20 protein-coding genes and 1 CRISPR repeat array are annotated in these 23,142 nt (G+C 49.3%); of the genes, 4 read left to right on the top strand and 16 right to left on the bottom strand.

Features of this window, described 5'->3' with window-relative positions:
• Window position 1 precedes the first annotated feature (1 nt).
• Complete coding sequence (locus DEP07_RS12035; protein WP_063229227.1) at window positions 2-418, top strand: hypothetical protein; 417 nt, start codon at window positions 2-4, stop codon at window positions 416-418.
• A gap of 271 nt (window positions 419-689) precedes the next feature.
• On the opposite strand, the gene DEP07_RS12030 is transcribed toward DEP07_RS12035, so the two are convergent.
• On the bottom strand, window positions 690-965 hold the full coding sequence (locus DEP07_RS12030) for a hypothetical protein (RefSeq protein WP_122962953.1): 276 nt from the start codon (window positions 963-965) through the stop codon (window positions 690-692).
• Window positions 966-1,087: 122 nt separating this feature from the next.
• On the opposite strand from DEP07_RS12030, the gene DEP07_RS12025 reads away from it, so the two are divergent.
• From DEP07_RS12025 to DEP07_RS12015, 3 genes are all read left to right on the top strand, one after another.
• A complete protein-coding gene (locus DEP07_RS12025) occupies window positions 1,088-1,540 on the top strand; it encodes an Lrp/AsnC family transcriptional regulator (protein WP_122962952.1) in 453 nt (150 codons plus the stop codon).
• A gap of 22 nt (window positions 1,541-1,562) precedes the next feature.
• Complete coding sequence (locus DEP07_RS12020; protein WP_229049844.1) at window positions 1,563-2,468, top strand: EamA family transporter; 906 nt, start codon at window positions 1,563-1,565, stop codon at window positions 2,466-2,468.
• 180 nt (window positions 2,469-2,648) lie between these two features.
• Entirely contained in the window at window positions 2,649-3,176 is a 528-nt protein-coding gene (locus tag DEP07_RS12015) for a hypothetical protein (RefSeq protein WP_122962951.1), read from the top strand.
• 76 nt (window positions 3,177-3,252) lie between these two features.
• Here the strand turns inward: DEP07_RS12015 and DEP07_RS12010 are convergent, their stop codons facing one another.
• From DEP07_RS12010 to DEP07_RS11940, 15 genes are all read right to left on the bottom strand, one after another.
• Window positions 3,253-5,391 (bottom strand): AraC family transcriptional regulator, encoded by a 2,139-nt coding sequence (locus DEP07_RS12010; RefSeq protein ID WP_122962950.1) that lies wholly within the window; start codon window positions 5,389-5,391, stop codon window positions 3,253-3,255.
• A gap of 196 nt (window positions 5,392-5,587) precedes the next feature.
• Complete coding sequence (locus DEP07_RS12005; RefSeq protein WP_122962949.1) at window positions 5,588-6,403, bottom strand: ABC transporter permease; 816 nt, start codon at window positions 6,401-6,403, stop codon at window positions 5,588-5,590.
• Window positions 6,400-7,410: an ATP-binding cassette domain-containing protein gene (locus DEP07_RS12000; RefSeq protein WP_063229218.1), complete on the bottom strand. Its 1,011-nt coding sequence runs from the start codon at window positions 7,408-7,410 to the stop codon at window positions 6,400-6,402. Before DEP07_RS12000 ends, DEP07_RS12005 begins: the two co-directional genes overlap by 4 nt.
• A gap of 362 nt (window positions 7,411-7,772) precedes the next feature.
• On the bottom strand, window positions 7,773-8,243 hold the full coding sequence (locus tag DEP07_RS11995; RefSeq protein WP_122962948.1) for a hypothetical protein: 471 nt from the start codon (window positions 8,241-8,243) through the stop codon (window positions 7,773-7,775).
• 451 nt (window positions 8,244-8,694) lie between these two features.
• Complete coding sequence (locus DEP07_RS11990) at window positions 8,695-9,894, bottom strand: MFS transporter (protein WP_122962947.1); 1,200 nt, start codon at window positions 9,892-9,894, stop codon at window positions 8,695-8,697.
• A 30-nt stretch (window positions 9,895-9,924) separates the two neighbouring features.
• The gene (locus tag DEP07_RS11985) at window positions 9,925-10,740 is read right to left on the bottom strand and encodes a MerR family transcriptional regulator (protein ID WP_122962946.1); all 816 of its coding nucleotides are present in this window, start codon (window positions 10,738-10,740) and stop codon (window positions 9,925-9,927) included.
• Window positions 10,741-11,222: 482 nt separating this feature from the next.
• Window positions 11,223-12,062, bottom strand: a complete 840-nt coding sequence (locus DEP07_RS11980; RefSeq protein WP_122962945.1) for an Ig-like domain-containing protein — start codon at window positions 12,060-12,062, stop codon at window positions 11,223-11,225.
• 882 nt (window positions 12,063-12,944) lie between these two features.
• A CRISPR array of direct repeats spans window positions 12,945-13,965; the repeat unit is 32 nt; unit sequence GTTTCAATCCACGCCTGCCTACGACAGGCGAC.
• A 185-nt stretch (window positions 13,966-14,150) separates the two neighbouring features.
• Window positions 14,151-14,441, bottom strand: a complete 291-nt coding sequence (gene cas2, locus DEP07_RS11975) for a CRISPR-associated endonuclease Cas2 (RefSeq protein ID WP_122962944.1) — start codon at window positions 14,439-14,441, stop codon at window positions 14,151-14,153.
• A gap of 12 nt (window positions 14,442-14,453) precedes the next feature.
• Entirely contained in the window at window positions 14,454-15,485 is a 1,032-nt protein-coding gene (gene cas1c, locus DEP07_RS11970; protein WP_063229213.1) for a type I-C CRISPR-associated endonuclease Cas1c, read from the bottom strand.
• Window positions 15,482-16,174 carry a CRISPR-associated protein Cas4 gene (cas4, locus tag DEP07_RS11965; protein WP_217364958.1) on the bottom strand — a complete coding sequence of 231 codons (693 nt, stop codon included), beginning with the start codon at window positions 16,172-16,174 and terminating at the stop codon, window positions 15,482-15,484. The genes cas1c and cas4 overlap by 4 nt, the downstream gene beginning before the upstream one ends.
• Window positions 16,175-16,180: 6 nt before the next feature.
• Window positions 16,181-17,062: a type I-C CRISPR-associated protein Cas7/Csd2 gene (gene cas7c / locus DEP07_RS11960; protein ID WP_122962943.1), complete on the bottom strand. Its 882-nt coding sequence runs from the start codon at window positions 17,060-17,062 to the stop codon at window positions 16,181-16,183.
• Window positions 17,063-17,094: 32 nt separating this feature from the next.
• The gene (cas8c, locus tag DEP07_RS11955) at window positions 17,095-18,951 is read right to left on the bottom strand and encodes a type I-C CRISPR-associated protein Cas8c/Csd1 (RefSeq protein WP_173598432.1); all 1,857 of its coding nucleotides are present in this window, start codon (window positions 18,949-18,951) and stop codon (window positions 17,095-17,097) included.
• Window positions 18,948-19,595 (bottom strand): type I-C CRISPR-associated protein Cas5c, encoded by a 648-nt coding sequence (cas5c, locus tag DEP07_RS11950; protein WP_122962941.1) that lies wholly within the window; start codon window positions 19,593-19,595, stop codon window positions 18,948-18,950. The genes cas8c and cas5c overlap by 4 nt, the downstream gene beginning before the upstream one ends.
• A 15-nt stretch (window positions 19,596-19,610) precedes the next feature.
• Window positions 19,611-21,869 (bottom strand): CRISPR-associated helicase Cas3', encoded by a 2,259-nt coding sequence (gene cas3, locus DEP07_RS11945; protein WP_122962940.1) that lies wholly within the window; start codon window positions 21,867-21,869, stop codon window positions 19,611-19,613.
• 445 nt (window positions 21,870-22,314) lie between these two features.
• Complete coding sequence (locus tag DEP07_RS11940) at window positions 22,315-22,749, bottom strand: DoxX family protein (RefSeq protein ID WP_173596103.1); 435 nt, start codon at window positions 22,747-22,749, stop codon at window positions 22,315-22,317.
• Window positions 22,750-23,142: the final 393 nt, after the last annotated feature.

The raw sequence follows: 23,142 nt of genomic DNA, 5'->3' as shown, positions 1-23,142 counted from the left end.
CATGAATCAGGATGACCTTCATTCGAATCAGAATTCCATCCATCTCGAAAAGCTCTACAAAGACATTGACGAACAGTCAGCCAAGTTCTTTCACCATAACTATCAACATTACCTGGATGAAAATGTGTTTCCCGAAGACGCATGCTCCATTCCTCAAGATATCGATCTGTCCGCAGCTACTATTGTGTTAGGTGAACTCAAATGGGAGTGGACGGAAATTGAATTGTTATCCAGATTGAGTCTGTTAGGTGCAGAAATTGGAATCAATCGCCCGATCCCCGTCTTGGATTTCTTTACATTGCTAGAAGGGAAATCCGTAGTCTGGTCCAAATACTGCGATCATTATATAGAGAACTTTGAATCGCTTATCAACTGCTTAAAGCGATTTATCCCCGATCAAGATGAATCGAGTGAATAATTTTTAAAGTGCTCCCTTTTAAGTACCATCTTCGGACGAAGGAGGGGGCACTTTCGATCATGTGCCTCCTTCGTCCGAAGGGCTAGCAATTGGTTGCATAGGTCATGTCAGTTTCACATGCTGCTATTAGCTATAACACGTTGTTTTTTGATGACTTTTAAATTCCTCCACAGACCAGGTTTGAACTGCACCACATTTGTTGGGCCCTCCAACAGTTGGAAGTGCAGTTTTTCTATGACGAAATTTAGTGAAGATTTTAAACGTCTCCACTTCAAAGATACTTAGGAGGGATGGAGAGCAGCGTTCCCTTCCCTTCATGAAAAACGCCAAACCGTTCCGTTTGATACTGTGCATCATCCAAATACACTTGTGATCGCTCCGCGAACATAAACATGTTGGCAAGCATCTGATAGTGGCGAATTGACTCGTCCGGTCGCAGCAGCCGATGCGGGATATCGGCAATCATAATGGTCGCATTTTCCCACATCCACAACGCATTGTGGAGCGCCCCTCGAAGCATTCTCTGCCCACCATACAGCTTGTCCATGCGTTCACGCCCCTTTTATCCAACCAAACAATCATAGCTGATAATCATTACTACAATGCGATTATAGAAAAGAGTCGCGATTATGCGTAAAACATTCGAAAAGATTCTGCAGGAGGTACGCCATGGACGATATCGATATCAAAATTTTGCAACTCCTTGAGGAAAAAGGGAGACTCTCGCACGAAGAACTAAGCAAACTTTTGCACATATCCCGCCCTGCCGTTCATCAGCGGGTGGCAAAGCTGGAAAAGAGCAACATCATCAAAGGTTACCGCTGCATTGTCGATTGGAGCAAGCTGGAGCAAAAACTGAAAGTGCTGATCTTTATCAAAATGAAATGCCAAAACTTCAAAGAAATCGCAGGCAAGATTGTCGATTTGCACGTTCCGGGCGCAACGATTCTCGAATGCCAACGCCTGGCTGGGGAATGGTGCATGATGCTCAAAGTGCGGGTATCCTCCCCTGAGGATATTACGAATCTGATCGATGAAATGGTCAAATTCCCTGACGTTCAGGAGACTTCGACGACGTTTGTTTTATCTACCCTTTACGAAAACGGGATGAAGGAGAATTGAGAAAGAAGAGAGGCGACCCTGGATGATGCAAGGGAAAAAAGCAATGCAAATCGGCGAGTCAGAAAATTCAAATATCACTCTCGTTGTAATCGCTTTACTCTCCGTGTACATTTTTTGGGGAGGAACGTATCTCGGGATGAAGGTTGCGATTGAAACCATCCCGCCTTTTATCATGGCAGGCATTCGGTTTTTTGTGGCTGGAACTGTCCTCTATGTGCTTGCGCGGTTAAAGGGTGAGCAGCATCCGAGCGTTGCCGAATGGAAAGGCGCAAGAATCGTGGGCGCTCTCTTGCTCTTGGGCGGGAACGGGCTGGTCGCCTGGGCGGAACAAAAAGTCCCGTCAGCCATCGCCTCCCTGCTGGTAGCAACTGTTCCTTTATGGATTCTTGCTTTCAACTGGCTTGGCGGCAACAAAAAAAGACCTGCGCTCGGCGTCCTCGCTGGCGTACTGCTCGGCTTTTCCGGCATTGCCGTGCTCGTCCTGAACACAGGCGGAGCGAACAGCCAAAGCATGGACACAATCGGCATGATCGCCCTCTTGATCGCTTCGGTTTCTTGGTCAATCGGATCTTTGTATTCTCGCAGGGCAAAACTCCCCGCGTCTCCCCTGCAATCGACAGCGGCGCAAATGATGGTAGGCGGCGCTTTGCTGATCTTTGTTTCATTTTTCCTCGACGATTGGACGAAGCTGCACCTGTCTGAGCTATCTGTCCGCTCCGCTCTCGCCTTGGGCTATCTGATCGTGTTCGGCTCGATCATCAGCTACACAGCGTACATTTGGCTGTTGAAAAATGCTGACCCCGCCTGGGTATCGACATATGCTTTCGTCAATCCGATCGTCGCCGTATTTTTGGGTGGTTTCTCGCAAACGAGCGACTCTCTCCCCACGCCTGGGCCGCCGCTATCATTATCGTTGTCGCGGTCATGATGATTACGGTTTTTGGCGGGCAGAGGAAAGCCATCGAGCGGAAAGAAGTGGTGAGAGGGGAAGGGGAGGGCGTGTAACTATTAGTTTGAGAAAAAGGTGAAATTACCCTCATAATCCAATTTTTATAATAAAGCAAAAACAAGTCATGTTTGCTTAGAAAAAAGCAGAGGGGCGAATCATTTGGACAAAGAGAACCAGGGACTTCAAACTAAAATTTTCGACCTTATTGAACAAGAGGGACTGGAGGAACAACTGGAGTCATTGACCAGAAATGTATTTGAAGATTGCATCTCCAGAAATACAATCGAGTTAAGCCGCATAAATCCAAGCTTCATCCGTCTCATAGCGATGTTGCTTAAAAAGAGTTCTTTCCATGTCATTGGCCGAATTGAAGATAGCTTTATCAAGGACAAAAAGACAGCTACAGGGTCGCCGCCAGCGGCAGGGTATCGGTTTCAAGAGGGGTTTGGGAAGTGGTATGATCTCAGAGTGGAAGATGCCCTCTTGCTTGTAAAATACGGTAATGTCACCAACCTTGAAATTAATCCCAACGAAAATTACTTCATTGGGAAAGGAATCGATCTAAGGAAACTGCCAAGAGTAGCTACAGCCCCCGGCACTATTTTCACTGATGAAGAGATGCAGAACTACTTAGTATGGTTTAAAGGGATTCAAGTTCAGATGGGTATCCAGCCTACCATCATTTAAAAAGTAGCAAAAGCAGCCCTCTGCCAGTCGAATACAAGGAGGGCTGCTTTTGGTTTCGCGTATCTCTCAACTTTTACTACTTACTGATCGTTTCCTCACCAAGCAATTTCCCCGCAATATAATCAAACTGCTTTTCCAACGACAGCGGATCATTGAAATAAAATGTATTCGAATCAATCGTATACACGCGCTTGTTTTTGACGGCATCAAGCTGTTGCCACAACTCGTTCTTGCTTATCTCCTTCTCCAGCGAATCCTCGATAAACAAAAAATCTCCCGCATATTCCGGCAGTTTTTCATGCGAAAGCGCAACGTAGCCTTTGCCGATGTCCATCGTTGCTTTCTGGATGATCTCCGGCGCTTTCAACCCAAACTCGCGATATAAAATCTCTCCGCCTCGTCCGTAAAAATCTCCGAACGCACCAAGCGATTTCATGTCTCCCCCTAAAATCGCCACTTTTTTGTCACCCACGACCTCGTGCACGGCTGGCTTATACTTCGCCACTTTGCTATCCCAGTTCGCAATCCACGCTTCTGCTTCCTGCTCCCTCCCAAACGCTTTGCCAAAAGCCCGAAGCTGCTCCCGCAAATTTTTTTCCCCGTATTTGATCGCGACAGTCGGCGCTATTTTTTGGATGTTCTCCAGGTTTTTCGCGTTGTCCAAGGCGATAATGACGTCAGGCTTCAGCTCCAACAGCTTTTCCAGCGAGTTGCTGTCATCGCCATAGCCCCCGATATTTTCAATCCCGTCCACTTTTCCGGCGTAAAAAGGATGATTCAGGGCAAACTCCGACAACCCTACAGGCTTGATGCCCAAAGCGAGGAAATAGCCTACGTAACTGTCTGCCAAAATGATAACCCGCTTCGGATTTTTCGGAATCGTCACCTCTCCGCTTGTCGTCTTGTAGGTGATCGTCTCTACTTTTGCCACGTTATTCGCATCCCCTTGTGCCGGGGCTGCTGCCCCATTACTCGTACTGGTCGCGCCAGAGCAAGCACTCAGCAACAGCATGATGCACAACAGCGCAGTTGCCGCCAGTGACGCTCGTGAACCTCTGCTCATCGGAAAATCCCCTTTTTTTGTATATTGATAATAATTATCACTATCAATGTACCGATTCAGCATCCGTTCCACAATAGAATATGTAGGGAATTTTGCCGGACTATCTGCAACTTTACTCTGTTGCCAATTCCTTCTCCGATACTCGGCAGGCGACACGCCCAGCTTTTTCTTGAACAAGCGGCTGAAATAATACACATCTTTGTACCCGACACCTGCCGAAATCGTCCGCAGCGAAGCGTCCGTCTCCGTCAGCAGGCTCGCCGCTTTTTCAAGGCGAATGCGAATCAAATAATCGATCGGACTGTAGCCTGTGCTTTGCTTGAATGTCGCGGATAAATGGTACGCACTGTAACGAAACATCTCCGCCAAAGACTCCAGCGTGATCGGCTCCGCATAATTTTTTTCCATGTACAGCATGATTTGTGCCGTCAAATCGGGATAGGTCACTTCGCTGCCCTCCCGCTCCAACTCTGCCAGCACCTGATAAACAAATTGGTAGAAAAGAGCTTTGATCTGAAACCGCCTCAGCGACTCTGTGCCCTGCCATTGCTCGTGCATTTGTTGCAAGTGGTGAAAAAGCAAAACCGGGCTGCTCGGGATCAGGCTGTATTGCGCCAAAAACGGGTTGCTGCGCTTTAACAATTCAAGCAAACTCTGGCTTGCGGGTGCCGGAATCGTTGCTTTGTAAAAAATCGAGTAGTATTCAAACGCTTCACCCGCAGGCACAATCTGGAGCGTGGCTCCTTTTCCGCTGTGCATGAGCTGAAACCCTTTTGCCATGTACGCCGTCCCATCCAACAAAACCTGCGCGTTGCCCCGCGTGGAAAAAAGAAACATGCTGGCCGGGAGCTTGTACGGTCCAAACCCTTCCCCCGGTGCCAACGCTGTGTGACGGATGTCCAAAATTTTAATGGCAGCCTGGTTCCATAGCAGCGCTTGGGTGTTTTCTTGCTTCAATGTGACCAGTCCTTTTTGTTTGGTTGCTTTATTATAATTGATAATAATTATCAGTTGAAGAGCAAGAACAGCAATCTGGCTAAAGCGAACCGGAGCCATCGCTTTGCTGTGCTCATAGCTTTTTTCGCTGTTTATCCGTCTCCCATAAGAGTGGTCGAACCAGCGATTGACGGCATTATAAATGCATATAGTCATGAAAAACTGTCTTCCCAACAACAACAACCGCTACCTGCCAGACAGCTCCGGCATATAGCGGTTGTTTATGTCTCTGGTTAGTTGGATGAACCGTACAATGTACAATTGCCAAATGATAGTTACACCGAGCCTGAGTCTAAGTCTGAGCAAGCCTTGCAATCCCTTGTTGACCCGCTTCCCGTCCCTACAAAATTCACTACGTCCGCCGCATGTAAGCCCGCACCGTCAGCGGAGCGAAAATAGCCACGATAACGGCAGCGCTCGCGAGCGACAGAGCGAACTCCGTACCAATCGTGCCGCTATTGACCAATTCGCGAACCGCGCTCACCAGATGGGAAATCGGGTTGAGTTGGACGAACCACTGGAGCCATCTCGGCATCGTTTCGACTGGTACAAATGCGTTGGAGAGAAAAGTCAGCGGAAACAGCACCAGCATGGAAATCCCTTGCACGCTTGCCGCCGTCCTCGCAATGACGCCGAAAAAGGCGAAAATCCAACTGACCGCCCACGAGCAAGCAATGACAAGAATCCCCGCAATCGCGACGAATCCCAGTCCGCCCTCAGGCTGGTAGCCCATGATATACCCCATCGCAAAAGTAAGCACGGTCGCAATCGTATAGCGTATCGTATCGGCAAGCAAAGCCCCGGCCAAAGGCGCGATCCGGGCAATCGGCAGCGACTTGAAACGGTCGAAAACTCCTTTGTCCATATCTTCGCGGAGCTGGACGCCCGTCACGATGGACGTCGAGATAACGGTCTGCACGAGAATGCCAGGAATGATGATCGGCAAGTAATTTTCCACGTTTCCTGAAATCGCGCCGCCAAAAATATACGTGAACATCAGAGTAAACAGGATCGGCTGAATCGTGACATCAAACAACTGCTCGGGAGTGCGCCGGATTTTCAGCAGCCCCCGGTAGGCCATCGTCAACGAATGGCGGAGCGCCTGAGCGAAACTGGCGCGGTTTTTCAACGAACGATCAAGCTCTTGCGTCAATGCTGCGCTTTTCATACAGTGGCTTCCTCCGTTCTGTTCGGTTGTTCTGAGGCTTGCTGTGCATTTTCGCTGGCACCGTGCCCCGTAATCGTTAAAAAGACTTCGTCTAGCGTCGGCTTTTGCACGCTGATCTCCGTCAGGTGAATGCCTCTCGTCCGCAGAGCGATCAGCAAATCGGTGACCTGGTCGGCGCTCGCCATTGGCGCCGTAATCTTGCCTGCTTCTGCCGTTATGCTGGAACGAACTCCGAGCACTTGCTCCACCATTTCACGGGCATTGGCAATGTCCTGCACATTTTGGACTCGCAGATGCAAGGCGGAGTTCCCGACAGATGCTTTCAACTCATCCACCGTACCTTCTGCCACGACCCGCCCACGGTCGATCACCGCGATTCGGTCGGCCAGTTGGTCTGCTTCATCGAGATATTGCGTGGTGAGCAAAACTGTCGACCCTGTTTCTACCAGGCGGCGAATCGTATCCCACATTTGCGAACGCGTTCGCGGGTCCAGCCCGGTCGTCGGTTCGTCCAGGAAAATGAGCGGTGGCTGCGCGATGAGACTGGCAGCCAAATCCAGCCGACGGCGCATCCCCCCGGAAAAGTGCTTCAATGGACGTTTGGCAGCCTCCGTCAGACCAAACTCTTCCAGCAGCTCAGCAGCTTTTCGTTTCGCCTCGGCGCGCCCCAAGCCGAGCAAACGAGAGAAAATAATCAGGTTCTCTGTGGCGCTTAACGATTCATCGACCGAAGCGTATTGCCCCGTTACCCCGATCAACTGCCGCACGACATGCGCCTCTTTCGTCACATCGTGCCCGAAAATGCGCGCCTCTCCGCCATCCGCCCGGAGCAAAGTCGCCAACATGCGAATCGTCGTAGTCTTGCCCGCCCCATTTGGACCAAGCACGCCGTAAATCGAGCCTGCGCGCACGTTCAAATCCACACCATCTACAGCGCGATTGTCTCCGAACACTTTGACAAGCCCACGGGCTTCGACTGCCCATTCATTGCTGTACTTCTTGTTCATTCTGGCATCTCCTTACCCACTGTTTATTTGATATCGCAACAATACCGTGCGGATTTAAACTGAATGTAAACTGGTTGTCGTTTTTTTATTTTAGGGCTTTTTGTCCGGTTGTTACACGTACATGGGAAGGGGGTGGAGGTCAGTCTGGAGGAGGAGAGGGAAGTGTTTTGCCGTGACATAAAAAGAGAATGATTGTCCAGAGACAATGTGGAATGTTCTTGGTTAGCTACAACAATCCGCTTTTAACTCCAACAAAAAAACGGCATCTCAGCCGTTTTTCGTGCCTTTTATATGCTGGCGCACGTAAGCGGGAGCGCACGAGCACCATTGGCAGTATAATCAATGTAGCAATGGCGGTGATATTACTGAAACCACCGCTGCTTGCCGTATTCAAGGGAAAACAAAACAGTATTACGATCATTTTCAAGCTTCTTATAATTCCAATTTTGACTTGATGCACTGCTGTGCCCAAACATGTTAATGATGTTTTCCTTCGAAGTTATATAAGCGTTAATGACATTCTCCTGATCAATAACAATCGCAAAGTAAGGTTTGCAAGCAAAATGCCCGCACGCCTCGTCTACTTTTCGAAATTCATCACTCGGTCTGGTAATTGTCAGTGCGTTATCAATTTGCCCCGCTGCCCTGCTTCGCGATTTAACGGATATGCCCAACCGTTCACCTGTTGACTTCCTCGTTGCAATGATGTCAATTCCCGTATGAGTGACATGCACACACTCGAATCCATGTCGAGACAACCAGTACATAATTAAATGTTCGGCAAAATCCCCCGTAATTTTCGAGTGATTGCTGCTCTTGTCAACGCTTTGCATTTTCTGTTGTGCCTCCCGATCCTAACGTTATTTCGTTCCTCATCTCTCCAAAATCACCCGTCAGCCAATCTGCTTTTTCCAGTCAAAAAACATTTTATCATCTCAATGCTTGGATAAGTTTATCGATCTGCGCCCGGCTGGCAAATGACTCATCAATTGATAGGAAAGACAACATGGAGACGGGCATTTTGGCATGAGCAGCCGCAAACATTTTGTGATGTCCGTCTAGCAAGTAGTGCGATCAGGCAAAGTGAGGATCGGCCACACTTTTACACAGGAGAATCTATCAAAAGTTTTCCTCATAGTAGCATAACCTAGTATAGTCAGCTAGGCTGCCGACTTTAGTGCCTGGCACGGAAAATCGTTTGGTTAAAACATTGTTCGCAGATCATTCGCGGAAGCCGTCATATCCAACAAAAAAACGGCACTTCTGCCGTTTTTGCAAGATCCATCAAAGCGTTTCTTTCATGTGACTGCGGTAGCGGCTGGCTTTACGGTCCAGCTGATAACTGACAAAGGTCAACAATGATGCAGCCACCGCAACGATCCCGCCTGCCCAGGATACGTCGATAAGTTCCCTGTTCACCGTGACGATTCCCCCGAGAGCCGCTCCAAATGCGATTCCGACGTTTATAGATACAGGAGCCAACGACGAAGCCAACTCCTTCGCTGCCGGATAATACTTATGTGCTACATCAATGAAATACAATTGCATGGTCGAGTTCATCATGTAAACAACAAGAGCAATGAGTGCGATACTAATCAAGGCTGCGACAATCGAATGGGAAGAAAAGTACAACGAAGCAAGGATAGCAGCTTGAATCAGAAACACATACCTCAACTTGCCAATCCCGTTACGGATCGCCAGCTTCCCGCCAATGAGCGTGCTAAAAACGGAAACAACACCGTACAGCAAAAAAATGACGCCGATGTAACGCTCAGGCACGAATAGCACTTCTTGCAGCAAAGGAGCCAAATACGTATATACCGTATAGGTAGCCCCAATACTTAATGCGGGAATAAAAAAGCCGATGACAATACGCGGATTGGTTATGAGACCCATTTGTTTTTGCAAGGAACTCTTTGTTCCCCTCAGCTGTTTGGGAATGGTCACAGCGCTTACGATTAAGGATACGATACCCAATACGCTGGTAAACCAAAAAGCCATTTGCCAGCCGCTCCATTGCCCGATATACGTTCCGATCGGCACCCCGACTACGCTTGCTATCGTAAACCCCGCAAAAATAATCGATATAGCTGGCCCCCGCTTGTCGGCAGGCATCGTTTCATTCGCCACACTCATTGCAAGTGCGATCAGTACCCCGGTAACTACGGCCGTGACGATTCTGCTGGCAACAAGCAGTGCAAACGATCCCGATAAAGCTGTAATGACATTTGCGACAATAAACACCCCGATCAGGGCAAGCATCAGCGGATACTTGGAAAATCGGCTTAAAACAGCCGTCAAGATCGGCGTGCTTATGGCAAACGTGATGGCAAAAACCGATACAAGCGAACCCGCCGTTGATATCGCTATTTTCAAATCTGCTGACACTTCATTGAGCAACCCGACAATCACAAATTCACTCGTTCCCAAGACGAAAGTTAATAAAAACAAATTGAAAATCAGTCGCTTATGTTGTTTCGCCATTCATTGAATCTCCTCTCCAGATGAACTTCCTCATGCTCTTTCTATGGCAACCTGCAACTCGGCAACGTGAGCTTCCGGATCGTTTGACTTTTCATGCGGCAAACAAATTTCGCGCCGCGGTTCATTCTCTTTCATACGATATCCGTTCCGTTCAATCCACGCTGCCAATACCGCGCTTGCACTACAGGGGCGAGTCGTCCGGCAAAGGTGGATAAGCGTAGCCATCATCGGAACTTCCGGCAATTGTTTCACCGTAAAAGGAGGCCGGCTCGGCATATCAAGAGTCAGAGGCCGTGCCACTTCCATGTCAATTTCGTCCTCGCTTTCTTCACATCCGTGCCAAAGTACAATTTGAGGCGTAGATGGCTGAACGGAATTTCCCAATTGATCATCCACCTGTTGGAAAAGCTCCGGAATTTGCTTGAGCGAAGCTTTTTGGCGGTAAGACAGCACAAGTTGAGGCCCGACTTCCTTTACAATAACGTCGTGCGACTTTTGATTCTCGCCTTCATTTTCGATGAAAGACAGCCGTTCCTTAATTTGCGTCAGTTTTGCCTGCTCCTTAGCCAAATTGGACAAAATCTCGCTTTCCTTCAACCGAAACATTCCCCGAATTTGTTCTTGCGAGATTTGCTCTCCTACCAACTGGCGAATTTGCTCTAACGAGAAGCCCAGTTCTTTAAAGGCCAAAATCCGATTGAGTTGAAACATTTGGTCAGCCGTATAATACCGATAACCTGTAAATCGGTCGGTGTGATTCGGCTTGAGCAAATTTAACTGGTCGTAGTAACGAAGCGTCTTTACGGACACCTGGCTGATTTTTGAAAACTCGCTGATTTTAAACATCCATCCATCTCCTTGCACGGGTCATTCTATTCTCTCCCTGGTCTTTTCCGAGTATAACGTTCCAGTTGAGGGGAGAGTCAAGGGAAGCGATCTAGGAGAAATTTTCGTATAAACCGGAATTTCTGCGTCTTCGCCATTTCTACCTGGAGCCGCTGAACCTGTCATTCGTCTCACCGTTTTAGTAGAAGACACTAGGTTGGCAACAAGATTCCTGCATCATTCAGAGGAGAATCCTGTTCGCGAGTCTTTCGTTGCTCTAACGTATCGCGATTGCCCCTGCATTTATCTGAAAGTAAACAGGCCGCTCCCGACACAGAAAAAAGCAGCCTTCATTTTGGCTGCTTTGGATGTTTAAGTATGGTTAACCTACTAGCGCCTCCTTCACTCATACGTTTTCTGGCTGCTAAAACGTTTTGAGGGCTGCGGTTTGAAATGAAAAAACCCAGGATTTCTCCTGGGGAATTGTGGTGCATGCAACAGAACTATGGGGTAGTGACAAACAAGATCGTGTATGTGGCTGTTGTCGTTCCATCCGTTGCTGTAACCAGCACATAATCTCCTGTTTCCAAAAGGTCGAAGGAACCTTTTTCGACGTGAGAAGCAGAGAACAGCTTGACCGTTGCGCCATCTGGGCCTTCAAGATGACCCATCAATGCAGATCCGACATAGGTAGAACCACTGAAGAAGACAGCACTTCCATCAATCACTTTTGCGGCACTGTCGATTGTGAACATCGCAGTAGGTTTCGCAGTCAATGTCACATCATTGTTGATGGCAAAATCAGCGGTAACGGTCACAGAGCCCTTCTGTACCACATGATGATCAGCATCATCAGTAATCACGTAGCTAATCACTGCCGAGCCTCCACCTTGCCTCGAAATCTTGCCCTCTGTGTCGACTGAAATTTTGCTTGGATTGCTTGATGTCCAAGTAATGGTTTGTCCGGAACCTGCCGTGATCGTTTGATCCGGGGATATAGCCGTATCGCCTTCAGCAAGGTTTCCATTCGTTCCAGTACCCGAGTATGAAGGGTTGGTTTCTTGCGCTGTAGCGTAGACTGTCACAGTGACACTGTTTACAGCTCCATTAGAACTTGTATATTGGATCGTTGTCGTTCCAGGTGAAACTGCCGTGATCACTCCAGTGAAAGCATTCACAGTCGCTACTGACGGATTGCTCGATGACCAAATCTTGGTTCCTGGTTCTGTTGTTGTTGCTGTTCTCGTAATTGTCTCGCCAATCTGTAAAACTGTTGCAGATGTACCTACTCCTGTAATTGCTTGTCCGCTATTTCCGGCTAACCCAAAAACGGGCTTTTGCACAGACCAACACCGTGCAGGCGCCTTTCAACGCACACGGCGTTCCATCAACACTAAAGAAGGACTCCTTTCCTAGGACTTTAGAACTCCTACAACGGGCAATTTGATTGTATCATAGATTTCATCGGCTATAAAAGTAAATACTGAAAAATCAGTTTTGGGGGCTAGGCGTGAGGAGTTCGTGTAATTATTCTATCATTTTCGAATTATCGAGCCTCAGCAGATCAAATGAGATATCTGTATCAAATCACTGCTTATCAAAGTGAAATGGACAAGTTGTCATTCGCATACAGAGCTATTTGAAACTCGTCCATTTTTTTACATAAGCAGCTATAATGTGATGGTATCTCGATTTTTCCCACTTGGGAGGGCGTATAAGAATGGGATTGTTAGTTGATGAAATAAAAATACATATCAATGCGTATATTAACTATCTTACATTTAGAATTCGAAAATTGCTCTTCTACTTCTTTCCTGCCAATACATCGAGGACTAAACCATTATTGATATGCTACTTAGTAGCATCGCAGCCATCTTTGCTATACAGTAGAGTGTTAATGTAGAGCAACCATAGCTTCCCATCCCAAAAAGCAGGTACACTTTCCAGAAAAGTCTAGGATCAAGCAAAAAATTGGCGATGAACAAAATGTAAAACAGCATTACTGCCGTTTCCGTAGTTAAATGGTGAACTATTGAGATCAAACTACCGGCCTATGTCTACTAGCTGAGCTAACTTCTCTGTATTTGGTAGTACATCTGACCAGTTCGGACTTCCACCAGAGTCAGGTGTCACTGCCCTAAACAGGTCCTCAAATTCTCCAGTAATCACGCCTGCCTACGACAGGCGACGTGCTGCTCATTGGCAGCGATGTTTTGTAATTTAAAGTTTCAATCCACGCCTGCCTACGACAGGCGACTCAGGAACTTCACCAAAATTTAACGCCCTCCTTGTTTCAATCCACGCCTGCCTACGACAGGCGACGTTGGTTGACCTTACTTCTTGCGTTGATCGGAACTGTTTCAATCCACGCCTGCCTACGACAGGCGACTTTGCATCTGGCTCGTTCGTCCATAGGCTCAAATGTTTCAATCCACGCCTGCCTACGACAGGCGACATGCTTCTTTCAAATAACCAACATCAGACCATGGTTTCAATCCACGCCTGCCTACGACAGGCGACCCGACGGTGTATACGAGTAACGTGACGATCGAGGTTTCAATCCACGCCTGCCTACGACAGGCGACGGAAAGTGGCTCAAGGCTACTTACGAAGAGACAGTTTCAATCCACGCCTGCCTACGACAGGCGACGGTGCGTGCGGTAGATGATGCGGATTTTGGTGCAAGTTTCAATCCACGCCTGCCTACGACAGGCGACGTGGACGAGGCGCTATCTGGTGGGGCACAACCTGGAGTTTCAATCCACGCCTGCCTACGACAGGCGACATCCACCGATGCCAGCATAGTCGGCATCACACTTGTTTCAATCCACGCCTGCCTACGACAGGCGACAGGCCGTATGTGGTTTGCTGAGCGCAACGGTCTGTTTCAATCCACGCCTGCCTACGACAGGCGACCCCCGACGATAAGCCCTTTCGACCGCATGAATTCGTTTCAATCCACGCCTGCCTACGACAGGCGACTTTCTTCCACTTCTTTGTAAGAGTGCTCCACCAGTTTCAATCCACGCCTGCCTACGACAGGCGACGAGTGTTTTGACCGTCTGGATGGCATCGATTGTGGTTTCAATCCACGCCTGCCTACGACAGGCGACACGATAACGAGGTGGTTATCCCTTAGTTACTATAGTTTCAATCCACGCCTGCCTACGACAGGCGACTGGCGACACCTTGCAATTTGTCATTTTCACAACGAGTTTCAATCCACGCCTGCCTACGACAGGCGACTGCAATACCTAGGAAGCTTTGTCCTGACTAGGGATTTCACGCGATTTCCGCGAACCTCGTTTATACGGTCGCATAATACGCAGCAGCATATACCAAAAACACCTCGAATCCCAGCAACGGCAGGCATTTGCGAACCTCCCTGAAAATCGATGTGAGCCTAGTGTTCGCAAATGCCATATCCACTGCTAAATCATCAAAAACCCCTCTGGATCATACCCTTGTTTAGCGCCAACATGTTCAACCTTACCTTTCCAATTACTCCCAATCCGATAGAAGCGCAAGCTGTCCATCTCCGGATCTATAGTCTTTTTCAGCTTAATCTGCAATTCCTTCAGCTGCTGCGAATCAATCAAACATTCAAACACCGAATTTTGCACTCGCTGACCGTAGTCCTCGCATGTTTTGGCAACCTGTCTCAAGCGTCTTTGCCCATCAGCAGAGGTTGTATTCACATCGTAAGTAATTAACACCATCATCCCACATCACTCCTACTTCCAGAAAAATGGCGGGTAATCATCCAGGTCGCCACGCATATACCTGGCCAACAACATCGCTTGCGCGTAAGGAAGAAGTCCAACAGCAATCTTCTCTTCAAAAAATGGATGATAAATCTCGTCCCGCTTCCTCTGCTGCCACTCCGTCAAAACAAGCTTTCTGGCCTCATCGATCAATATAAACGCCCCGGACTCCTTCTCTACAAAGTCATCCTTGGTCACCTGTTTCCGGTTGATAAGCGTCAGCGCCGTTCTATCCGCCATATAGACCCGAAACTCCTCCATCAAGTCCAACGCCAGGCCATTCCGCCCCGGACGATCCCGATGCAAATATCCGGCCTGAGGATCAAGTCCGACCGTCTCCAGTGCATGAGTAACATCATTCGCAAGCAACGTGTACAGAAATGATAGCAGTGCGTTCACCCGGTCCCGAGGAGGACGTTTCACTCGGCCCCTAAACTCGAAGTCCTCTTTATTTGCCAAAATTTGCTCTGGCAACACCGAAAAATAATGCCGCGCCGCCAGTCCTTCGATTCCTCGCAGTTCATCCAGTGACTTTGCCTTCACGACTTCCCTCATTTGCCGATCCAGCCACGTCACAACTGACTGACAATGTTCCGCCTGAATACGTTCTGCGTAGTCACGGAGCGTACGCTTAACGGACACTCTTGCATTGACAAGCTTGGAATAGATGAACCGTTTCGCCAGCAGCAGCGACTGGTCCTCCCTGTCGCACCAGCGGTACTGCGTACGCCGCAGGTGAATATTGCCGGATACCTCACCCGTCACCCGTGCCTTGAACCGGCCCGAGGGCGTCAGAAACACAAGTGAAATTCCGTTGTCCACACATAAGTTCATCGCTTCCGGACTGACGCCGACATAGCCAAAAATAACAATCGACTCCAAATTAATTCGCGGCACCTGCAATTCCTTGACGCCTTCAGCGCTTACAAGCAGTGTTTCGCCTCTCGCCCTCAGATAGGCATTTTCCATCGTGATATACAAGGTGTTCAACAATCGCCTCATTGTCTATGCCCTCCGATCCACTGCTCCACATAAGCGGCAGCCGACTTTGCACCTCTGCTGCTCCACTTCGGCTGGCATAACGATACAAGCGAGCATTGGCGGCAATGCGTCTTGTACACCGCCTTGGGCGTCCGTGACTCCGCATGCATTTTCGTCATTTCAACCGTAATTTTCGCTACGCGCTCCCGCAGTCCAGAGGTAAGTTCAATCTTCTCGCGCTTCCTGACCTCGTGATAAAATATTTCTCCCTCAGAAATGGATACACCCATCATTTCCTCCAGACAAATTGCCTGCGCGCATAGCTGAAGCGCATCGCGGTCATCTCTCTTCGGCTTACCCCGTTTATACTCCACCGGTATGACCGACCAATAGCCTGCACGCCCTTCCAGCACAACCGTTGCCGACGAAGGCTGCTCCTGCCGTCTAAATTCCACCATATCCGCCGTCCCACGAACGCGCAAAGCCTCGGATACAAGCGGCATAGAACGCACCACCCTTTTGTCTCCCCGCGTCTCGTCAAATTGCGGATCGTCCACCATACGATGCACATCGTTGCCTTCTGTCGTCAGCACATTTTCTTTCCACTGTTGCTCCACATGAATAAGCGCCCACTGTCTAGGGCAAAAGGCGAAATGCTGAATGCCCGACAGCATCAGATAATCGTCAGGTTCCAATGCCGTAACCGTCATATGAACCTACAGCTTTTCCAAAATACGAACCCCGTCAGGAGCCGCGTAAATATCAACGACATAATCGTCGAAAGAGCGAGGAATATCCGATCCCGGCTTGCGGTATACCTGGACGAGTTGGAACAGCTTATGCGCCGGCGCGTTGCCCAGCCGGGTCTCATGCTCGAATACGATCAGCTTCTGTGCAGCCATCTTGCCCCTTGCAGCCGAGCGGTCATGGTCGAACATGTTGACAAGCGCACTCCACAGCAGCTCCAGGTCCTCTTCACCAAAATTCGTCTGATTCGCCAACGGCGCGGAAATAAAGCCTTCCATTCTGTACAGTCCGTACGGAACGATGCTCTTGCGTCCCATCGTGCGCTCCTTCTCCGCGTCCTTCTCGTTCGTCACCGCCATCCGCGTAATCGTAACATCCATCGGCGAGATTGGATCGATGCTCCGCGCAAAGCTGAACTGCACTGGTCCGCGCACTTGCCCGCAATTGACTCCGGTCGTCATGACCGCGCCGAAAGCGCGAATATCGTAGTACTTGTCGCACATCCAGCGAGCTAGCGTCTGCTGGTCCTCTCTTTTCTTAGCGGCCATCTTGTCCGGCTTGTTGTCCTTCAATTCCATGTCCGGATGATGGAGGAAGGCTTCTTTGTTCAAATTGTTCAGCACAGCGGCTTCCTTGACATAAATACCGTATGAATCCCGATCACCCTGCGCCAGTTCAATATAGTTGCGCACTTTACGCTTGATGGACACATCTGTTACAAGCCCGCAACCAGTCTCTGGATCAATGCGTGGCAGGTTGCCTGCATCTGGGTCGCCATTCGGATTTCCGTTTTCTACATCGAACAACAGCACAAATTCATACCGTTTTGAAAGCGGTGTTTTTTCCGGCATAATCAAATCCCTCTCTTTCCAAATATATAGTGCTATTCGTGCGTCTCCGTCTGCTCAACCTGCTGCAACGCATCCGCAGGCTCCGATGATGAAGATGTATAGAAGCTTTGCCGCTTATGATAATAGCCGATGGCAAATATGCCCTGCTCCTCCAATGTGAGACGGCGGGGGAAACGGTCCGGCAGCGAACCCATCACATCCTGTATCAAATGGTTGTTGTAGCCGCCCCATTTCTCGTCCTTAGACACATGATGCTGGGCCAGATGAAGCAGCCGTGGAAATACATTAGCCGGGGAAGCCGATGCCGCTCCCCAGAAACGGTCGCGAATCGTTGCGTTAATGCCTGCTCCTAATGCGCTCGCCTGTGTCTTCTCCAAGCAAGCGAACAGCCTTCCCAAATTGTACGCCACGTTCGTAGAATCTTTATTTTCCGCCACTGACAATTCTCCTTCCATCGTCTTGTCTTGGTTGCTCCGGTAAGCTCGAAGCAAATATGCCTTGATCATCGCCGCCCGAATGCTGCCAATTTTGTACAATCCTTTGCGCGGATCGTCCGAATCCACCCTGACGCGATTCATCAGCTGGGCGAACACCGCCTTCGAATACGGCAGTCCTTGCAGGATCGAGCGGAGCATCTGGCCTTCCATATTGGGCGGGATGTTGCTCCAGTCATGACCGACGGCCAGCTCCTTCAACAATTGCCGCACCGTTGGCGTTCGATCCAGACCGACAATGGCAAGATCCTTGTAATGGCGCCACACTCGCTCCCCGATCTCCCCAAGCGTACCTTTGTAGAAGAAACGAATGGACAAACGCGCTGCATTAGGCGATATTCCCAACACGTAAAACGTTGTCTCAAAATGTAAATCCCCGAATGTATCCCGAAACTCCTGGCCGTTCCGCACTCGGGACATCGCACTTTTCACCCGCTCGCGCACGCTGTCGGGATCGGGCGGCTGCCCGTTCTCTCCATCCCCGTCGCCTTGATACTCCTGCATCAGGCTTGCCAGGAAGATCTGCTCATGATCGAGCGACGACTCCGCCCAGAACACAACTGTCATATCGTTCATTCTGACGCGGTGCCTGGGATCGGCAAGCAATTTGTTCAGCACATAACCGTAAGCATCGGCCGCTTTCTTCGAAGTAGGCGCATTAAACGACTTCTCCCTGCCGAAGGAGATAAACGAATCTTTGTTGAACGATACAAGTGCTGCTCCTGATGATTGGGCTCCGACTACATTTTTGATGTTGGGGTGCAACCGCGCAATTTCTCCTACGGATACAGTTTCACCGGATACAAGACATCTCTGCGTCACATCGGAGTGGTCCGTATCGGCCTGTGCCTTCAAATAGCGCTCCCACGCCTTCTGCAGCAAACGGTTGTCTTGCAAGAAGCGGCCTGTTGGCGCATACTTCAGCACGCACAGTCCGCCTGACGAAAGCAATGTGCTTACATCCTCTCTTAGCAACCTTTCGAACTGTCCTGCCAATTCCTCCGTATCCCATTCTATGAAGCGCAACAAAGCCTCCAACTCCGGCGCATCGGCATCCGTATCCGCATAAGCCAGCACCTTGCGCCAGAGCGACTGCAGCTCTTTGCGACACGTTTCCCGCAGCGAAAGCGCCGCCCCGAACAAATAGTCTGCCTTGTCGCAGAGAAAATAGGGGAAGACATTCACAGATCGCTTCACCTGCTCTGGCACATTAAAGGTTCTCTTGATCGGCTTCCCCTTCTCGTTCACATAAGAAATAACGTCAACAACCGTACCGCTCTCATCCAGATGCACTTCGAACGAAACGTCAGCTGCGGAGTAGCCTTCCCTTGGCATGTTATCGCCGTCCTGCCCCAGCAAAATATGATAATAAGAATGAAGCGCCTGTAAAATCATCCGATCACCTCCCGGGGACTCGGAACGCTGATAACTCCATCCACCATTTGAGCCCGGAAGAAATACGGCGTTACCTCCTTGACCTCCCCCTTCTCATCCAATTGGAAGGACTGATCGTATAGCATGTATCCAAGATCAACGGTTCCTTGATGCGGATTGGAAGGTACTGTTGGCGTTCCCTCTATCAGCTCAAAGCTAACGGGAAACTCCCGTGTCCCAAAATACGGTCGATGGAAGCACTGACCCTGCCGCGCTCTTCGCAGAAAAATGTTGTAATGCTTTTCAGGACTTTCTTCACTTCCGCGCCGGTCCGTCATTTCAAAGTGAGCTTCAATGATATACTCCACATTTCTAAGTACCAGGGACGCTCTCTGCTGCCGCTCCTCCGAGGCGTAAATCGCCGCTTTCCGCGCAGAAGCTTTGGTTTCCACCTCATTACGCCGAATATTCTCGAAGCGGATAGGCTGCAGCACATGAATCCGGTCCACGATCCAGCGTATGGCCGGCTTCCAGTGGATGGCCTCCAGTATGCCTCGCGCCGCCGATGGCGTTATTACATCGTAGCTAACCCTCTCCACCTTCATCTCCGGCCTTGTAAAGCAAGCATAATCGCCCCAAACCTTCAACTTGATCCCATACCCCATTGACGCAACTCCTTCCTAAAATAATAAAACCTCATGCTCCACCAAATCCTCAGGCTGAAGCAAGCCCGTCTCTTTGTTGTAATAGGCGCTTTCCGTTAAATAAAGAACGCCACCGCTGCTCGCAAGCAGATCAGCTCTGAGCATGGCAGCCAGCTCGAATTGATAGACCTGCACCGAGTAAGTCTGCAGCTTGCGCATAATACCAGCGGGATGAGCACTGTATCTCAATGCCTCAATGGCTTCCGTCGCTTTGGCATCATAAGGAACGACGATACTTTGCATCTGACCATCAATAAACTGGAATCGATCCGCAATCTCTTCATACGGAATTTGGAGATTCATATTTTTGAGGCTAAGTAGCTCCATGATGCCTTTATCGTCCGTTTTCTGGAGAACGGTGTTGTCATTGAATCCATAGATTCGGTCAAAATAGTTCCGCATGGCTGACAGCGAAAGCGCGTCACCCTCATACCGCAGTACATGCTGCGCTTCCGCCGCCGTCTCCTTCATCCAACCTTTTGTCGGCATGCCGTGCCGCTCCGGGTAAAATACACGCACCTCGCCCAGTACCGCCCCCCCTTCGCGATTGCATCTGCCAGCGGCTTGCGCAATGGAATCCAATCCGGCCATCGCCCGAAACACCTTAGGGAAGTCGACATCGACTCCCGCTTCTATTAATTGCGTGGATACGACGCGACATGGCAGCCCTGCCGCCAACCGTTTCTTTATCTCCTCCAATATGCTCTGGCGATGGGATGCGCACATGCGGCCACTCAAATGATAGATGCCATCTATATGCAGCAACTTTAGATGTTCGAACAGCAGTCTGGCATGCTTGCGCGTATTGACGATACAAAGGACTTGTCCCGCATCCGCAATCCAGTCCACGACAGTTTCGTCAGTGACTGCATCGTCGACTGCACCGTAAACGGAGACTTGAACTCTTTTGAACATATCCATTAATTGCACGGGTGTCGGATCATCCAAAATTTCTTTAGTTTGAACTCCCAGCTTGTCCCATGGGGGCTGTGTTGCCGTACATAGCACCACCGAACACTGGTAATGCTCCACAAGCTCCTGAATCGCATGCAGACATGGCATCACATAGCCTCGCGGAAGACTCTGTGCCTCATCGATCACGATGACGGAGCCGGCAATATTGTGCAGCTTGCGGCACTTGCTTCTTCGGTTCGAGAACAACGATTCAAAAAACTGAACAGATGTCGTGACGACAACAGAAGCATCCCAATTTTCCGAATTCAGCTTGAGCAACCGTGCTTCCTTCGGATCATGATTCTCTTCGTACTCTTCCATATTGAAATTGCTGTGATGCTCAAGTACGGCATCTTCACCAAGCGCCCTCCGAAACACTCTCGCATTCTGTTCTATTATGCTCGTAAAAGGGATGACATAGATGATGCGGCGTAGTTTGCAAACCTTGGCATGCTCCAAGGCGAAAACCATAGACGATAGCGTCTTGCCGCCGCCCGTCGGCACCGATAGCGAGAACAGTCCTCGGGCCGACTGGGCCTGCCGTCGACACACATCTTGGATTTGCCTGCGCTGTCTGTTGATTTGGGTATCTTCGGCCTGCTTGAAAGGACGCAGATAATTGTTCAACCGCTCCAGCAATTGTTCCATCGACGGTTGATTTCGTTCCTGTATCATAAGACGGTCGGCATCACTCGCGAAATCTCTCGTATCGATAGAATCCGCATCGACTAAGCAGGAATACAGCATTCTGCCAAGAAAACTGTATTTCCAAGCTAAAAGGTGCTTATGCTTCAGCAGCAGCTCCGGTTGAAAGACTGGTGGAATCGGTACCTTACCCAACGGAACTTGTATTTCGTCCCATGCGGAAGACCATGACGGAATTTCGGCATCGCTCTTGGACACGCGCTTCTTGAATGAACCCTCTTCGTCCCGAGTACCGTAGTTTTGCAGGCCGCCATGATGACCAGAAATAGACATCGCAGCCAGCGTCGCCAAATATGCGGCCGCACCGCTCGTTCCAATGTGCCTGCTGTACGACTGCTTGTCCAGCATCCATTTCGCTCCCGCAGTAGAATGATCTACCCGCACATTTTTCCCTCTCACCCGTTCCTGGAAAAGCTCTGAATATTTGCCGACATCATGCATGAGGCCGATTATATAGCCCAATTGGCCTAGTCCAAATATATCCGCGTTGCTTTTGCACCTTTCCGCAACCGCTTCCAAATGGATCTTCAATAGCTGATAATCTCCGTTGTCCTTGCTGTGGGCGTAAAATTCCATGGATCTCCTCCTGTCAAAAAAGGGATGCACATAGATATTATTGTTGGAATTTGTAGCAAACTGTAACAGGATTAAATGAACATTTCTACGCCTAAAGTCTCATTCCTTTTAAATTTAATTATTTTTACATAAATGATAGATTATGGTACAAATTGCGGCACCCAAACCATTTCTAGCCCCACCCATTTGTTAGAGCTTCGAATTTACGTCAAACTTGATACTCCTTTATTTACAATAAAAAACGGCATCTCTGCCGTTTCCGTAGTTAACATTATGATGGAACATAGCCGGATCGAACCGCTTACCTCTACATTGCCAGCGATGCGCTCTCCCACAATAGTTTGTTTCACTCCCCATAAATCCGAAACAAACTAAACGACACATAATGAACGAGGCACCTGGAACATCGTTTTATTATAGTGAGAAAGTTATGCAAGCCACATGTTTACCCCGCCAACAGGACTGCTGCTAAAAAGACGAACTGAAGCCCTGTACGAAGAAGTAGCTTAGGTACAGGTCTCCCCCCAATCGTTAAGGATTCCCTGGCCGCACGCACATTGGCTGGGAACATCGCCACCAGCAGCACGGCCAAACCTATGGAAGCCGCCTGAGAGGTGGCAGGGAACAGAATGCCGATGGCTCCGGCAATTTCCAGCAACCCGGTAGCTGTCACGATCCAACCTGGCTTCGGAAAAATCGGCGGAACCATGCGGATTAGGTCAGGACGTTTTGCCCCCCAGTGGGCAGAAGCGGTAAGCAGCAGCATAACAGCTACCGCTCCCTGAAGCGAGGAATGCCACCCTTCGAAATAAGACAAGCCGATTAACCCGAGAATCTTGAACAGCAGAAAAGCTCCGACAAGCACGTAAAAAGGCACCATTTTCATCTCTCCCTTTAGGAATCTGCTTATTAAGGAACGTGACGAGGGTCAGACCCTTGTTCTATTCGCTGTTGTCCCCAGCCTTTTATAGAAGCCTGTCACTGCCAAGAGGTATACCATCAACCATCACGATGGGCGGTCGCCGTAATGGCGATGCCGAAAACTGCCCAAGAGCGGGAAGTCTCACGATACTCCTTGGAGATTTTGCCGCTTTTGATGTGGTGGAAGCCGTAGCGAATCATTCTGAGCTGCAACGGAATAAGTACGGCTAACCAGGCTAGTTTTTATCTTTATGCCGAGCATTTGGTGTCTATATGCCAATTATAAAATACCGACCGTCGGTTTGTAAATGAGCAATTTCTTTTTTGGAGATATTTATCATTGCGCTTTTCT

Source organism: Brevibacillus sp. (assembly GCF_003521185.1).
In the GTDB taxonomy this organism is placed as follows: Bacteria; Bacillota; Bacilli; order Brevibacillales; family Brevibacillaceae; genus Brevibacillus; species Brevibacillus parabrevis.
The sequence above is the reverse complement of the archived record's forward strand: the minus strand, read 5'-3'. Positions and strand labels throughout refer to the sequence as shown.